The organism is Nonomuraea sp. NPDC004186, assembly GCF_053603495.1.
Genome location: NZ_JBSGFQ010000200.1, coordinates 1 through 15103 on the forward strand (window position 1 = coordinate 1; position 15103 = coordinate 15103).

Below are 15103 nucleotides of genomic sequence, written 5' to 3' on the forward strand. Positions count from 1 at the left end.
ATCACCGAACAGGGCGACCACCACACCCTGATGTCCCTCAACGGCCTCTACGCCGACCTCTACACCCTCCAGGCCACCGCCTACCGCTGACCCTCTCGTGACTTGCACAATGTTCAAGTCCTTCCTATCGTCGGACTTGAACATTGTGCAAGTAGTCGTCCCGGGAGGGCCCCATGCCGGTTTCCGTCGTCATCGCGTCCACGCTGCAGTACGCGCTCGCGGTGCTGTTCCTCGTCCTGCCCGTCCTCGTCCACACGCACGGGGAGCGGGCCCAGCGCGCGGCCGAGGCGGTCGTGACCCGGCAGGGCCTGCCTGCGGGGGTGCTTGCCCGGCACGGGGTCAAGTTCGCCGAGAGCGTCGTGGAGCTGCTGTTCCCCCTCGCCATCTGCGCCGCCCTGGCGACGCTGGCCTCACTCGGCCTCGCGGGCAGCGGGGTGGGCCGGGTCCTGTCGTGGATCGCCGCCGCGCTCCTCATGACCGCGGGCGCGTTCGTCACCGGCACCCAGGTCTTCGCGTCCCGCTACGTCGAGGCGGCCTTCAAGAAGTCCGAGGAGCCGGGCGTGCGGGAGCTCGACGGGAGAGCGGTGGTGCGCGCGGCACGGGAGGCGTTCCCCGCGATCCTGCGACCGTTGATCGTGCTCCGGTTCGTGCTGACGGCCGCGGGTTCGGCGGCCGTCATCGTCCTGCTGGCGACTCCGGCCGCGAGCGCGTACTTCCATTAGCCAGCCGCGCGTCCAGCCCGTCGAGGATCGTCCGCAGCCCGAACTCGAACGAGTCCTCGTCCGGCAGGGAACGGGCGGCCTCCACCGACGGCGTGGCGCGGGCCCGCAGCCGGGGGAACTGCTCGGCGATCTCGCTGATGCGCGCGACGGTGGCGCGCAGCTGCTGCTCCTCGTCCGCCCCCGCCCTGCGGAGCCGGGCCCGCCACGCCAGCTCGGCCGCCTCACCCTGCGCGGCGCCGATGACGAACATGAGCACGGTCGCCGCCGCCTGGTCCACGTCCGGCCCACTGAACCCGGCGGCCTCGTAGACGGCCAGGCAGCGGTCGTCGTAGCGGGCCTTGTTGGGGCCGTGGAGGAGATGGGTGCTCATGGCCGGGAGCATCCAGAAGTGCCGGCCCAGCATGCCGTGCGCACCGGCGGCCAGCGCCGCCGCGGCCGCCCGCCAGCCGACCTCGTCGGGGTCGGGCAGCTCGATCTCGTCCCACACGTGGTCGGCGGCCAGCACGACCAGCTCGTCCTTGCTCTTGACGTGCCAGTACATGGCCGTGGCCGCCGCGCCTAGCTGGGTGCCCAGACGCCGCATGTTCAGCCCGTCCACACCCTCGGCGTCCAGCACCGAGACGGCGGCCCGGACGATCTGGTCCCGGGTCAGGGTGTCACGCGGCATGCCCCCCAACCTACCGCCCCGCCTGCGCGCTCACCGGCTCGCACGGTCACCGGCCTGCGCGCTCACCGGCTCGCACGGTCACCCGCTCGCACGTTCAGCCGCCCGCGCGACTATCGGCCGCACGGTGCTCACGCCCGCAGTGCCCACCCCGACAGCCGCCCATCTCGCGTTCGGCCGCTCCGTGTTCGCCCATCCCGCTCTCGCGTTCACGGCGTCCGCGTTCACGGCGTCGGCGTCCCCGCAGCGGCCACCCCGACAGCCGCCCATCTCGCGCCCGCCTACTCCGCGCCCGCCCATCCCACTCTCTCGCCACCGCTCCACCCGAGCGCCTGCCCCCACCCGAGCGCCTGCCCGTTGCCCGGCTCGCTGGCTCCCGGCTCGTTGCTTCCCGAGCCATTTGTCCCGAATCACGCGAGCTCATCGCTCCCCGGTCGCCGACGACGGACCTCCCGCGTGCCAGCCACAGGGACGGGCACGAGAGAGGTCCGTGAGGTAGGGGCGCGGGCAACGGGGATGGGGGTCAGCAGGAGGTGAGCATGCTGCCCAGTGCCGCCTTCTCCGTGCTGTCGGTGCTCAGCCCCCAGTACCACTTCACCTGGATCCAGGCGCGGGCGTACCGGCAGCGTTCGGCGGTGCGGGGCGGCTGCCACTCCGCCGGGTCCTGGTCCGACTTGGACTGGTTGACGTTGTCCGTGACGGCCCACAGCTGGGGCCCGCCCAGGTCGTTGGCGAACTGCTGGCGGCGGGAGGTGGTCCACGCCCAGGCGCCCGAGGCCCAGGCTTCGGCGAGCGGGACCATGTGGTCTATGTCCACGTCGGAGGCGGCGGTCCAGGTAGCGCCGTCGTACGGGCTGTACCAGGAGCCGGAGGTGGCGGCGCAGGAGGAGTTGGTCACGACGTTGGTGCCGTCGCGCTTGAGCACTTCCTCGCGGGTGTTGCAGGAGCCGCTGATCGTGATCCAGTGCGGGAACAGGTCGCGGTCGTACGTGCTGCTGTGAGATTCGGCCGCCACCGTGAGCTCGGCGAGGCGGGCGGCGGCGGTGCCGGCGGAGGGGATGTTCGGGGGGATCGCGGCGGCGGGTTGGGCGGTGGCGGTGAGGGTGAGGGTGGCGGCGCAGGCAATGGTCAGGGCGGCGGGTAACACGCGGTCGCGGTACATGGGGGGTGGGCCCTTCTGCCGCCGTCCTCGGCCGGCCACAGGTGCCGGTCAGGGGCGAGGAGGGCGGGCACCTCGACCGTGTCATTGTCCGCATTAGTCCATATATGGCCAGGTTTGCCGAGCTCGCATGGAGGCGTCGGGCGACTACTGACATGAACGGTCATGCAGTCACAAGTCCGCCTGTCAATGTTGGAGCGGCGTTCATCGCCCTGTCATTGCGTACCTGGAGCCGCGACCGTCGGCGTCCTCTCGTTGCGAGTACGCCGGACCTCTGTCGAAGGCCGTGCGCGACAGGGCGCGGAGTCGGGATCCGGACGGTTCGGCTCGCGTCCCCGCCGCCTCGACCGGGGGAGGCCGGTGACTGCGCGCCACGTTGCCGCTGTTCTGGTTGACACGTCGTCGAAGGCCAGAAAGTGGCCGTCGAAACGGGCTTCGACTGGGCGAATATTCCGGTAATTCGCTCGGCCGGGATTCAGGGTGGGTTATGTCGATGAGTTTCGCCCATCCAGGGTTGCCGAGCCGACGATTTGGGTGGTGGTGGAGAATGGCGCGGGCGTAATCGGAAGCCCCAGGTCGCCGTAGGCGTACCCGTAGTGTGATCAAGGCTTGACGGGGAGCGTTCGGACCGCTAAACGACAGACATGGCGAACGTCAAGGCGCGGCTCCGTGCCGCAGTCTCCAACGTGGATCTCGGCATCGTGCTGCTCGTCGCCGCTGCCGTCAGTGTGCTCGATCTGCTCGATGTGCTCAAAGACGGACAATCGGACCAGCTGATTCTGCCGGTGCTGGCCCTGCTCGCGTTCGTCTGGATCAGGGACAGGAACAGGCAGGCCCGGGTGGCCGACCAGCTTGATACTGTCGCGCGTACGACCGACGGAATGTGGCGATTGCTGGCCAGCGGCGACTCGGTCAAGTCGCTCAACGGGGCGGCCATCACCCGGCTTCTTGAGGAGGCGCGGGCGGGCAGCGATATGTGGCTGTTCAAAGGGGGCACGGGCACGTTTATCCGGGCGGTGACGCTGCCCGAATGCGTTGAGCGGGCCAAGAGGAAGCGCAGCAAACTGCGTTTCCTGCTGGAATTAATCGATCCGACGGACGAACCTCTGTGCGCGGAGTACACCCAGCTGCACCTCAGTCTCGCCGACGACGGCGCCGAGGAGAAAGGGTGGACGTCTCTGGGCACGCGCAAGGACGTCTATTCGACGATCCTGGCCGCCTGCTGGTACCGGCAGCACAACAGCCAGGTGCTGGAGTTGCGGATCGGCCTGTCCCGTACCATCTCGCTGTTCCGCTGTGACCTCACCAAGCACAATCTGGTGATCACCCAGCGCGGTCCCGAGTTTCCCGGCCTCGCCATTCCGCAGAACAGCCCGCATTACAACCCGTGGTCCATCGAGCTGCACAACAGCCTCGACCAGACCAAACTGCTGGACGTGGCGAAAGCGCCGCAGCTGAGCGCCCGGCCGACCGTGGACGAGACGCGTCAGCTGTTCGAGCGCCTGGGCATTCCGCTGACCGAGGAGTTCGAGGACTCCGATGTGGCGGACATCGCCAGGGGTGCGCTCAACCGCGTCGACCCGTACGAGGGGCGGGTGCCGGTCGCCGCGCCGTCGGTCAACTGACCGCGCGGGAGGGCGACGACGGCGCGGTGGGTCTGGTTGCAGGGGTAAGGCTGTCAGGCCGGGTGCGGGCAGTGGGCGATCAGTGGTCCGGGGGACGGCGCGTGCGGGCGTGGTCGCCGTCGTGGCGGGTGTCGTGGTGGGCGTGCTCGCGGCCCGCGCGCTTGGTTGCGCTCACCGGTCAGGGTCCGCCCGGTTGGTACGCGCCGCACCTGACACGTGCGCTTCCCCGCGGACGCCGCCCGGACCGGATGGGCTGATGCCGGCCGTGAGCGGTGAGCGGTGGGCGGTGAGCCGTGAGCCGTTGACCGTGAGCCGTGGGTCCACTGGTGCGTCGCTCTGGAACGTCGCTGCCCCGCCTTCGCGGTCAGTTGACCGACGGCGCGGCGACTGGCGGTTGGTGGGTTCGGAGCGGCGCGGTGGCCGGGGGCTGCGGGTTCGGATTGGCGCGGTGGCCGGAGGCTGTGGGTTCGAGGTCGATGCTCGGTGAGTGGGCTCCCTCAGACCACCGTGCGGGCCGACGCCCGGTGAGCGGCTCCCTTCGATGAGAGAAGCGCGCAGCTCAACAAGGGTCGCCGGCGTCGACGGGGCCGAGTGATTCGTGGGTCGTGCCGCCCAGTGCGGCGAGGACGGCCTCTTCCACCGTGGTGTGCACGTGCAGGACGGTGTGCGCCCACGTGAGTTCCATGATCCGGGCCAGCTTCGGATCGGGGGCGGCCAGGTGCAGGCTGCCGCCGTGCTGGCGGGCGAAGGCGTGGGTGTTGAGCAGGACGCGCAGGCCCGCGCTGCCCAGGAACTGCGCCTCGCTGAGGTCGATCACCACGTGCTCGCCGGGCTGCCGCCTGCTGCCGCGGATATGACGATCGAGCTGGCCGGCGGTCGCGACGTCGACCTCGCCGGCCACCGAGATCACGCTCACGCCCGGCAATCTCTGAATGGCGAACGTCAGATCCGGCATGCGGTGCCCACCGATCGGAGTCCGGAGACGATGCACTGTTATGGCTTGCCCGTATCGCACCATATCCGGGCGCCCGCCTTTCGCCTAGACATCAGCACTTACTTCTTTCCGGCCGGGGCCTCGCGCCCGGCACGCCCGAGGTGAGCAGGGGATTCATGGAACCCACACGATCCGTGCAAGACCAGCCCGGCACAGTGGAACGTACGGGACGAGTGATTGGCGGTCGGACATATTCAGCGCGCGGGAACGGACGGAAATACGAATATCCGCGACGCCGCGAATTTCGGTGTCGCTCTCCCCGAGTTTGACCGTGCTCGCCATGATCACGGATGCGCTCGCGGGCCGTTATCGCGGTCTGCCTCAATCGTGGCGAAGGGCGGTTCAGGCACGGTCCGGCTGGCGGTCGAAGGAGGCGGTACGGCCGCTGGGCGCACCCGGCCATGCGGTGGTGCCGGACAGCGTCGTACCGTGTGTCCCCGTCGGTGACGTATCCGTCCAGGAGCAGATCGATCGCTTGCATGACATGCCGCCCGACCTCCTGCTCAAGGACCTGGAGCAGGCGTTCGGGCCGCTGCCCGCGCACTGGCGGGCCGCCGCCGACCGGCCAGACCGCTGGCTGCGCGGGTACGCGGGCGCGCTCGCCGACGTGTGGGCCGTCGCCGAGCCGCTGTGGAGCAGGGCGCGCCCGCTCCTTGACAGGGAGGTCGCGCGGGTGGGCGTCGCGAGCGTGCGCGGTGGGGCGGACGCGCTGCTCGGCTCGCTCGCCGGGCGGCTCGTCCGTGACGAGAACGGCCTGGTCATCGAGGGGGTCGCGGCCGGTGTCCACGAGCTGGGGGACCGGTCGCTGGTGCTCGTGCCGATGCTGGCGGGCAAGGACGCGCTGATCGTCGGGCTGGACGATCCGGAGACCGTGTGGATCGCGTATCCGGTTCCCGCGGCCGGGAGGCTGTGGCGTACGGACTGCGACGACCTCTCGGAGCTCGTGGGACCCGTACGGGCGGAGCTGCTGCGCACGCTCGACCGGCCCATGACCATGGCCACGCTGGCCGGCGGCATGAACATCCCGCCCAGCAGCCTGACGTTCCACTGTGACCGGCTGGTCGCGGCGCGGCTCATCGCCCGTGAGCGCCGGGGCCGCGAGGTGTGGATCGACCGCACACCCCGGGCGGGGGCGCTCCTGGAGCTGTGCCTCCGCTGAATCCCCCAAGGGGAACGGGAGCGCTCGTGATCCGGCGCGCCCCCGTTCAGCGAACTGCTGCTCAGCCGGCCTTGGTGAACTGGTTGAACAGCGGGCCGTCGAGCGTCCAGCCCGGCTCGTTGGCCAGGATCTTCTGGGTGTGCGATTCGATGGCGAGGCGCCACTTGTTGTTGTTCGACAGGCGGAAGATCTTCACCGTCTCACCGGCGGAGGCCGCGGCGGGCGCGTACCCGAGGATGCCCTCGTAGCGGAACTTGCCCGAGTTCACGAGCGACTCCCGCTCCGTGACGGAGCCGGTCACGATGTAGGAGGCCTTGCTTTCCCAGCGCAGCCGGTAGAGCGGCTTGCCGCCGGCGAAGGGGGCACGCGAGATGTAGTACATCGGGGTCTGGGTCAGTGACCAGCCGTGCTTGGTGATCGCGCTTTCCTTCTCCGCCTCGTTGCTGGTGTAGAAGAAGCCGCCGTCCTTCGTCACCAGCTCGTAGACCTTCACCCGCTGCTCGGCGACGCTCTGCGCCGACGACGCCGTCGTGGCGGACGCCTGCCTGGCGATCCCGAAGGACAGCGTGGCGCCGAGCGCCACGGCGAGCCCGAGGCCGACGGGGCGGGTCATGCGGCCGAACGATATAGCCATGAAGCTGTTTCCCTCCATATGGATGGCAATGCCCGGCCAAGCTAACAGTGCGTTGTGTAACCGCCTTTTCCATTTCGAGTAACGTCTAAGGGTTACTCGGCCAGCCGTGTGCGCAGGCGGTCGGCGTCCGGGTGGTTGAGCTGCTCCAGCAGCTCCAGCGCGCGGCGGAACGTGTCGAGGGCGGCGGCGCGGTCGCCGGCGGCGTCGTACATCTCGCCGAGGTGGACGGTGGTGTCGGCCTCGTGCCAGCGGTCGCCGACCTCCTGGAACAGGCCGATGGAACGCTGATAGAGCTCGGCGGCCTCGGCGAAGCGGCCGAGGTGGTGGTAGGCGTAGGCGAGGCTGTCGCCCGCGCTGGCCTGGCCGTGCCGGTAACTCAGCTTCGCGTGCAGGTCCAGGGCCTCCTGGCAGTACGGGATGGCCTCCTCGTACTCGCCGAGCAGGACGAGCTGGTAGCCGATCGAGTTGAGGAACAAGGCCGCGCCCGCCTCGTTGCCCGCCTCGCGGTGGAGCGCGAGGGCCTGATGGAACTGTTCGAGGGCGGCGCGGGGCCGGTCCTGCTTCTGGTGGATGAAGCCGAGGCCCAGATGCGCACGGGTCCGGCCGTCACGGTCGCCCAGCTCGGTGAACAGGGCGATCGCCCGCTCCAGGTAGGCCCGCGCGTCGTCGAGCCGGCCGAGCCGGATGAGGGCGCGGCTGGCCCCGGCGTGGGACTGGGCCTCGCCGAACCGGTCCGCCTGCCGCCGGGCGACGGCGAGCGCGGCGCTGTGGGCGGCGAGCAGGTCGAGCCAGCGCCCCTGGCGGTCCAGGTAGTCGCTGAGCGTCCAGCCGATCTGCCACGCGCGGGTGCCGAGGCCGGTGTCGGCGGCGTGCCGGACGGCAGCCATGAGCGTGGGGTGCTCGGTGGCGAACCATTCCATCGCCTGGTCGTGGTCCGCCGGGTTCTCCGGGGACGTCCCCGGAGAGGGCTCGTCCAGGGTCAGCGGCTGCCGGCTGCGGTTGATGATCAGGGCTGCGGCGTGGGCCGTGTGCAGGTAGTGGTCGAGCAGGCGGCACGTCGCGGCCCGCCGCTGATCGGAGGAGGAGGAGGAGGAGGAGGAGGAGGAGGAGGAGGAGGAGGAGGAGCTGGGGCCGTAGATGGCGGGGTCGGCGGGGGAGGTGGGGAGGTCCTGTTCGGCGGCGTAGGCGCGTAACAGGTCGTGCATGGTGAAACGGTCGGCGACGTTCTCGGTGACGAGGTGCGCCCGTACGAGCTCCCCGAGCAGCGCCCGCACCGCGCCGCCCGTGAGCCCGGCCAGGCTAGCCGCCGCCGCGCCGCCGAGATCCGGGCCGAACGCGCTCCCCAGCAGCCTGAACAGGCGCGCGGCCGGCGGCGTGAGCGCCCGGTAGGACCAGGAGAAGACCGCGCGGAGGCTGGCCGTCTGCTCCCCGGCGTCCAGGAGGTCGAGCCGGGAGGAGTCCTCGCGCAGCTGCCCGGCGAGCACGGCCAGCGGGAAGCCGGGATGCATGCGGGCGCGGGCCGCGACGATGCCCAGCGCCAGCGGCAGCCCGCCGCAGCGGTCGAGCAGGTCGGCCACCGCGTCCGGCTCGGCCCGCACCCGCTCCTCGCCCAGCAGGCCGGTGATCGCCTGGCGGGCCTCCTCCGGGTCGAAGGCGTCGAGGGGGATGGGCCGGGCGCCGTGGCCGGTGATGAGGCCGGGCAGCTGACGGCGGCTGGTGACCAGCACCGCGCAGGACGGGCTGCCGGGCAGCAGCGGGGTCACCTGGTCGGTGTCGCGGGCGTTGTCGAGCACGATCAGCATCCGCTTGCCCGCCACCAGGCTGCGGTAGAGCGCGGCCTGCGCCTCCAGGCCGACGGGCACCGCGGCGGCGTCCACGCCCAGGGCGTCGAGGAAGCCGCGCACCGCCGTCTCGGGCGGCATGGGCGCGTCGGAGGGGTCGAAGCCGCGCAGGTTCACGTACAGCTGGCCGTCGGGGAAGCGGGGTAGGTTGCCGTGCGCCCAGTGCAGGGCGAGCCAGGTCTTGCCGACGCCGCCCGTGCCGCCGATGGCGGAGATCACCACCGTGTTCCCGGACGCGGCCATGATCCGGTCGAGGGCGGCCAGCTCGCGCGAGCGCCCCGCGAACGACGGCGGCGGCGGGGGGAGCTGGCGGGGCACCGGTACGGGGCGCGGGGTGAGCGTGGTCTCGGCGGTGAGCATCCGCAGGTGCAGCCGCCGCAGGTCGGGGCCGGGATCGGCGCCCAGCTCGTCGGCCAGCCGGCGGCGGGTCCGCTCGTAGCGGTCGAGCGCCTCGGCCTGGCGGCCGTTGCGGTAGAGGGCGAGGATGAGCTGCCCGACGAGGCGCTCGTCGAGCGGGTGGCGATCGGCCAGTACGGCCAGCTCGGGCAGCAGCTCGGCGTGCCGGCCCAGCCGGAGCTGGACGTCGTGGTGGTCGAGCCGGGCGGACAGGCGTTCGGTCTGGAGCGTGTGGCGCAGGGCCGCCAGCCACGGGGTGTCCAGGTCGGCGAACGGCTCCCCGCGCCACAGGCCGAGCGCGACCCCGTACAGCCGGGCGGCCTCCCGGTCGTCGCTCGCCCGCGCCCGGGCCAGCAGCGCGCGGAAGCGGTGGAGGTCCACCGCCTCCTCCCGCACCCGCAGGAGGTAGCCGGCGGCGCTGCGGTGGATGCCGTCGGAGGGGGACAGGATGGAGCGCAGGCGGGACAGGTAGCTGTGCAGCGTGCCCGCGGCCCGTTGCGGCGGGGCGTCGCCCCAGACGCGGTCGGTCAGCTGGTCGAGGGAGACGGGACGGTTGGCGTCGACGAGGAGGGCCGCCAGCACGCAGCGTTGCCGCGCGGGCCCGAGGTTGATCGGCCGGCCGTCCGCCCACGCGCTGACCTCGCCCAGGATCCCGAACTCGACCCCCACGGGACTCATCCTAGGGCGCGGCCGTCACCGCGGGCCGTCACCGCGGGCCGTCACCGCGGGCCGTCACCGCGGGCCGTCACTGCGGGCCGTCACCGCGGGCTGTCACTGCGGGCCGTCACCGGGGCAGGAGCGGCTTGGACAGCTCGAACACCCCGCCGATCCCTCTGCCGGGGATGTCGAAGACGACGGCGGCCAGGTCCTTGGCGGGGATCACGTGAGTGCCGGTGGCGCCCCGGCGCGCGTTCGGGTCCCAGACGGTGATCGTGCCCTTCGCGGTGTCGTAGCCGTAGGCGACGATGGCGTGGCCGAAGTCGCGCTTCTTCCTGCTCCAGGGCAGCCGGTTGCCGAGGACCGCGACGATCGTGGGCTTCCCGAGCACGCCGACCGCCTGGGAGACCTGCGCCATCAGCGCGGCGGGGTCGTCCTTCGCGTACGTGAGCCGGAACTGGTAGCCCTCCGGCCCGACGTACGCGTTGAGCACGGCCAGCGTGTTCTCCCGCTTGGTCGAGCGGGCCTCGGCGCTCGTCTTCATCTCCTCGGCCAGCTGGTCCTGACCGCGCCTGACGCCGAACGCGCGCAGCACGATCGCGCTGGACGCCGGGGCGCAGTAGTAGCTGGTCCGCTGAGCCTGCCCCTTGATCCCCACCGAGACCGCGGCGGGCACCGCGAGCTGCACCCTGACCGGGGGCAGCACGGTCGCGGACCCGGCGACGAGCGGCACGGTCGCGGACCCGGCGACGAGCGGCACGGTCGCGGACCCGGCGACGAGCGGCGCGGTCGCGGACCCGGCGACGAGCGGCGCGGCCGCCGCGGGTGGGGTGGCGACGGGCAGGACATAGGCGGCGAGGGCGGCGCCGAGGACGAGTCTTGCGGAACGCACGCGGTCTCTCTCCGTGTTGCAGGCGATACGGAAGTGACCAAAATACACACTTCAGCGGCTCAGTTGTTCGTTCATGATGAGGAACGCCCCCAGCCCGTGGAAGTCGTTGACCGGCCGGGCACGCCCGAAGTAGTAGGCGAGCGAGTCGCTGGCGTTGGTGCCCTCGCTGACGCCCACGAGGTTGGTCCGCCCGTCGGAGCCGAGCGACACCTGGGAGAGCACTCCCTGGTAGCCGCGTTCGGCGTTCGCGCGGTAGGAGGCGTCCACGTACCCGCGCTCGACCGCCCGCGAGATCGTGTACGTGTACATCGCCGAGCACGACGTCTCCGTCCAGTTCGACGGGTTCGACGGCTCGGTGACCACCTGCCACCAGCGGCCCGTGGCCGGGTCCTGCCAGCGGGCGTAAGCGGGCACGAGCTCGCGCAGGATGTCGATGAGCGCCGCCCGGCGCGGATGGTCGGCCGGGATCAGCTCGAGGATGTCGGTCACGGCCATCCCGAACCAGCCCATCGCCCGGCACCAGGAGATCCCGTTCGTGTTGCCCAGGGAGGGTTTGACCCAGGACGCGGTGGGGCCGCCCGGCTCGTCGTAGGCGTGGTACAGCAGCCCGGCGGCCTGGCCCGACGTGCGGCGCAGGTGGCTCCAGTAGATCTCGAGCTGCTTGGCCGGCTCGGCGCTGGTGAAGGAGTCGGCCGCCACCCAGGCGCCGTACCGGGCGAGGAACGGGTCGGCCATGTAGACGCCGTCACCCCAGAGCTGGCCCTCGCGGGAGGTGGAGGTGGAGTGCCACCAGCCGCCGTCGGAGGTGCGCGGGTACGTGTTCAGCCGGGTCCTGATCTTGGCCGCGGCCGTGCGGTAGCGGGCCTGCCCGGTCTCTCGGTAGAGGGCGAGCAGGACGTTGCCGGCCTGCATGCTGTCGAGGTTGCCGAAGGTCTGGGAGATGCCGCCGGAGGAGTCCACGAACCGGTCGGCCCAGTCCTTGATGTACTGCAGGTAGCGGGGCTCGCCCGTGCGCTGGTAGACGAGGTACTGGCCCCAGAGGTAGAGGCCCTGCGGGTAGCTCCAGCCGCCGAGCGTGCCGGGGGAGAAGCGGGCCATCGTGGAGTCGACCATCGCCCTGGACCAGTCGGTGCCCGCCGAGGAGGGGTCCACGCTCAGCGAGTCGAGGTTAGGGCCGCCGTTGGACGTGGTGGCCGTGGCCTTGACCGCGTTCGCGCCGGCTGTCAGCGTGACCCGTACGGTGACGGTCCGCCAGGTGGTCCAGGCGCCAGTGCCGGGGAAGGACAGGGTGGTGCCGGTGCCGCCGGCGGTGACGGTCATCGGGCGGTCGGCGGCCGTCCCGTTGGCGTAGCGGAGGGCGAGCGTGACCGGGCCGGGGTCCGCCGCCTGGATGGTCCACTCGACGGAGGAGCCGGTGACGTTGTCGAGGTTGACGAACCCCGAGCCGGTGAACCCGGCGTGGTTCGACTCCACGACCCCCTGCGAGATCGTCCCGTTCTCGGCCTCGTAGAGGGTGGCCGCCGCGGCCGAGCTGACGGCAACCGGTTGCAGAAATAACAGGCCGCCGAGTGCCGTGGCGGTGATTGCGCGAAGACGTCCCATGTATCACTCCGGGTCTGACGAGCTGTGATGCCGTGCCGCCGGTGCGGTCCTGCACGATCGGAGGCCCATGGCTCCGATCTCCTTGCGCATTTCAGGGATACATCCCGGCGTGGTGCCCTGTCTACCGGTCAATGTCATCCGATGTATCGATGCAACAAAGTTAGGAAACTTTCCTAAGCAATGGACCGTTCCAACTATTGACGAGGCTGACGGTTTATGGCAAACGTTTGGAAAGCTCCCCTCTCTTACACCCGGCATCACTCTCAGCCAGGAGCGCCCGATGAACTTCAGCAAGTCCCGGGCCTGCGTCATCGCCTGCTTACTCGCCCTGGGAATGGCCACGGCCCTCCCGGCGGACGCGGCGCCCACCCGGTACGAAGCCGAGAACGCGACGATCTCCCAAGGCGTCGTCGAGTCCAACCACGCCGGCTACTCCGGCACCGGTTTCGTCAACGGGGACAACGTCGCCGGCTCCTACACACAATGGACGATCAACGCGCCCGCCGCGGGAACGGCCACGCTGGCCTTCCGCTACGCCAACGGCACCGGCGCCGACCGCCCCAGCGACATCGCGGTCAACGGCACGACCGTCGCCGCCGCCCGGTCCTTCCCCGCCACCGGCGCCTGGACCACCTGGACCACGATCACGCTGACCGCCCAGGTCACCGCGGGCACGAACACGATCAGGGCCACCGCCACCGGCGCGGGCGGCAACCCGAACTGGGACTACCTCGACGCCGAGGTCCAGTCCTCGAACTTCACCGATTACCAGGCCGAGTCCGGGACGATCTCGCAGGGCGTCGTCGAGTCGAACCACGCCGGATTCACCGGCTCCGGGTTCGTCAACTACGACAACGTCACCGGCTCCTACGTCGAGTTCGCCGTCAGCGCGGCCGCCGCCGGCACCCAGAGCCTGACCTTCCGCTTCGCCAACGGCACCACCACCGACCGGCCGATGACCATCGCCGTCAACGGCGCCGCGGTCGCCACCGCCCGGTCCTTCCCCGGCACCGGCGCCTGGACGACCTGGCAGGAGATCAGCGTGAACGCGCCGCTCAACGCGGGCGGCAACACGGTCAGGGCCACGGCCACCACGGACAACGGCGGCCCGAACCTCGACCGGCTGCGGGTCACCGGCCCCGGCGACACCGAGAAGCCGACCTCGCCGGGCCAGCCGACGTGCTCCGACATCACGCACAACGCCCTGACCCTGGACTGGCCGCCGTCCACCGACAACATCGGCGTGGTGGGCTACGACATCTACCACCAGGGCCAGCAGATCGCGACCGCGACCGCGCCGCCGTACCGGCTGACCGGGCTCAACCCGAACTTCTCCTACCAGCTGTCGGTCTTCGCCCGCGACGCCTCCGGCAACGTGTCGCTGAGCAGCCCCGAGGCGAACTGCCAGACGCTGCCCGCGCCCGCCGACAACCCGCCCTCGCAGCCGGGGCAGCCCACCGTCAGCGGCGTGCAGTCCGCCTCCGCCACCGTGACCTGGGGCGCCTCCACCGACGACAACGGCGTGCGGGCCTACCTCGTGCGCGACAACGCCACCAACGCCGTGCTCGCCACGGTGACCGGCACCCCGCCCGCCACGACGGCCAGTGTGCCGCTCGAATGCGCGCACACGTACCAGGTGCACGTGGTCGCGCGTGACAGCGCCAACCAGCTCTCCACGCCGAGCGCGCCGTCCGCGTCGTTCACCACCGGGACCTGCGGCACCGTGCCGCAGACGCCGACCAGCATCGCCGGCGGCTGGGACGTGCCGTGGGACATCTCCTGGGTGCCCGACGGCACGTACGCGCTGGTGACCGAGCGCGACACGTTCAAGGTCTTCAAGATCACTCCGTCGGGCACCAAGACGCAGGTCGGCACCGTGCCCAACGTGCAGACCACCGACGGCGAGGGCGGCCTGATGGGCCTGGACTTCTCGCCCACCTGGAACGGCACGAGCGACCAGGAGGTGTTCTTCATGCACACCGCCTCCGAGGGCAACCGGGTCGTGAAGATGAACTTCAACGGCACCGCGCTCAGCGGCTACGCCACCATCCTCCAGGGCATCGACAAGAACCGGTACCACAACGGCGGGCGCATCAGGTTCGGCCCCGACGGCTACCTGTACGTCACCACCGGCGACGCGCAGCAGTCGAGCAACGCCCCCGACCTCGACTCGCTCAACGGCAAGATCCTGCGCATCACCAAGACCGGCGCCGCCGCGCCCGGCAACCCGTTCGGCACCCGCGTCTACAGCTACGGCCACCGCAACCCGCAGGGCCTGGCCTGGGACTCGGCCGGCCGGCTGTGGGAGTCGGAGCTGGGCAACTCCTCGCGTGACGAGCTCAACCTCATCCAGCCGGGCAAGAACTACGGCTGGCCCACCTGTGAGGGCACCTGCAGCACGTCCGGCATGACGAACCCGAAGTACACCTGGAGCGTCTCCGAGGCCTCGCCGAGCGGCATCGCCATCGTCAACAACACGGTCTTCATGGCGGCGCTGCGCGGCCAGCGGCTGTGGCGCATCGTGCTGAACGGCGAGAACGTCTCGACGGTCAACTCGTACTTCAACGGCACGTACGGCAGGCTCCGCGCGGTCGAGAAGGTGCCCGGCGCCAACGCCATCTGGTTCGGCTCCACCAACTCCGACAACAACGGTGACGGCTCGGCCGACACCATCCGCCGCTCCAACATCCAGTAGTCACCCCCCTCATCGCCGGCGGCCGCGCCATCGCGCGGTGGCGGGGTGCGCGCCCCGGAGCCG

General features: G+C 70.9%; 11 protein-coding genes. 4 read left to right on the forward strand and 7 right to left on the reverse strand.

Annotated features, from left to right (window positions below):
* The first annotated feature begins 173 nt into the window (after positions 1-173).
* The gene (locus ACWEPL_RS62440; RefSeq protein ID WP_452442347.1) at positions 174-722 is read left to right on the forward strand and encodes a hypothetical protein; all 549 of its coding nucleotides are present in this window, start codon (positions 174-176) and stop codon (positions 720-722) included.
* Here ACWEPL_RS62440 and ACWEPL_RS62445 read toward each other — a convergent pair.
* Both ACWEPL_RS62445 and ACWEPL_RS62450 read right to left on the reverse strand, forming a co-directional pair.
* The gene (locus ACWEPL_RS62445; RefSeq protein ID WP_355210295.1) at positions 676-1389 is read right to left on the reverse strand and encodes a TetR/AcrR family transcriptional regulator; all 714 of its coding nucleotides are present in this window, start codon (positions 1387-1389) and stop codon (positions 676-678) included. The two genes, ACWEPL_RS62440 and ACWEPL_RS62445, sit on opposite strands and share 47 nt — an antisense overlap.
* 520 nt (positions 1390-1909) lie before the next feature.
* On the reverse strand, positions 1910-2533 hold the full coding sequence (locus ACWEPL_RS62450; protein ID WP_452442348.1) for an HNH endonuclease family protein: 624 nt from the start codon (positions 2531-2533) through the stop codon (positions 1910-1912).
* A 656-nt stretch (positions 2534-3189) separates the two neighbouring features.
* Between ACWEPL_RS62450 and ACWEPL_RS62455 the strand changes: the two genes are divergently transcribed.
* On the forward strand, positions 3190-4170 hold the full coding sequence (locus tag ACWEPL_RS62455; protein ID WP_363982441.1) for a hypothetical protein: 981 nt from the start codon (positions 3190-3192) through the stop codon (positions 4168-4170).
* A gap of 559 nt (positions 4171-4729) precedes the next feature.
* Here the strand turns inward: ACWEPL_RS62455 and ACWEPL_RS62460 are convergent.
* Entirely contained in the window at positions 4730-5188 is a 459-nt protein-coding gene (locus tag ACWEPL_RS62460) for an STAS domain-containing protein (RefSeq protein ID WP_355210299.1), read from the reverse strand.
* Between the two features lie 460 nt (positions 5189-5648).
* Between ACWEPL_RS62460 and ACWEPL_RS62465 the strand changes: the two genes are divergently transcribed.
* On the forward strand, positions 5649-6323 hold the full coding sequence (locus ACWEPL_RS62465) for an ArsR/SmtB family transcription factor (protein WP_452442349.1): 675 nt from the start codon (positions 5649-5651) through the stop codon (positions 6321-6323).
* A 61-nt stretch (positions 6324-6384) separates the two neighbouring features.
* Here the strand turns inward: ACWEPL_RS62465 and ACWEPL_RS62470 are convergent, their stop codons facing one another.
* The 4 genes from ACWEPL_RS62470 to ACWEPL_RS62485 form a co-directional block, all read right to left on the reverse strand.
* Entirely contained in the window at positions 6385-6936 is a 552-nt protein-coding gene (locus ACWEPL_RS62470) for a hypothetical protein (protein ID WP_452442350.1), read from the reverse strand.
* 113 nt (positions 6937-7049) lie between these two features.
* Positions 7050-9863, reverse strand: coding sequence for a BTAD domain-containing putative transcriptional regulator (locus ACWEPL_RS62475; RefSeq protein ID WP_452442351.1), 2814 nt, complete (start codon positions 9861-9863; stop codon positions 7050-7052).
* 115 nt (positions 9864-9978) lie between these two features.
* Positions 9979-10743, reverse strand: a complete 765-nt coding sequence (locus tag ACWEPL_RS62480) for a C39 family peptidase (RefSeq protein ID WP_452442352.1) — start codon at positions 10741-10743, stop codon at positions 9979-9981.
* 51 nt (positions 10744-10794) lie between these two features.
* Positions 10795-12345, reverse strand: a complete 1551-nt coding sequence (locus tag ACWEPL_RS62485; RefSeq protein WP_452442353.1) for a glycoside hydrolase family 88 protein — start codon at positions 12343-12345, stop codon at positions 10795-10797.
* 280 nt (positions 12346-12625) lie between these two features.
* Between ACWEPL_RS62485 and ACWEPL_RS62490 the strand changes: the two genes are divergently transcribed.
* Positions 12626-15040, forward strand: coding sequence for a PQQ-dependent sugar dehydrogenase (locus tag ACWEPL_RS62490; protein WP_452442354.1), 2415 nt, complete (start codon positions 12626-12628; stop codon positions 15038-15040).
* Positions 15041-15103: the final 63 nt, after the last annotated feature.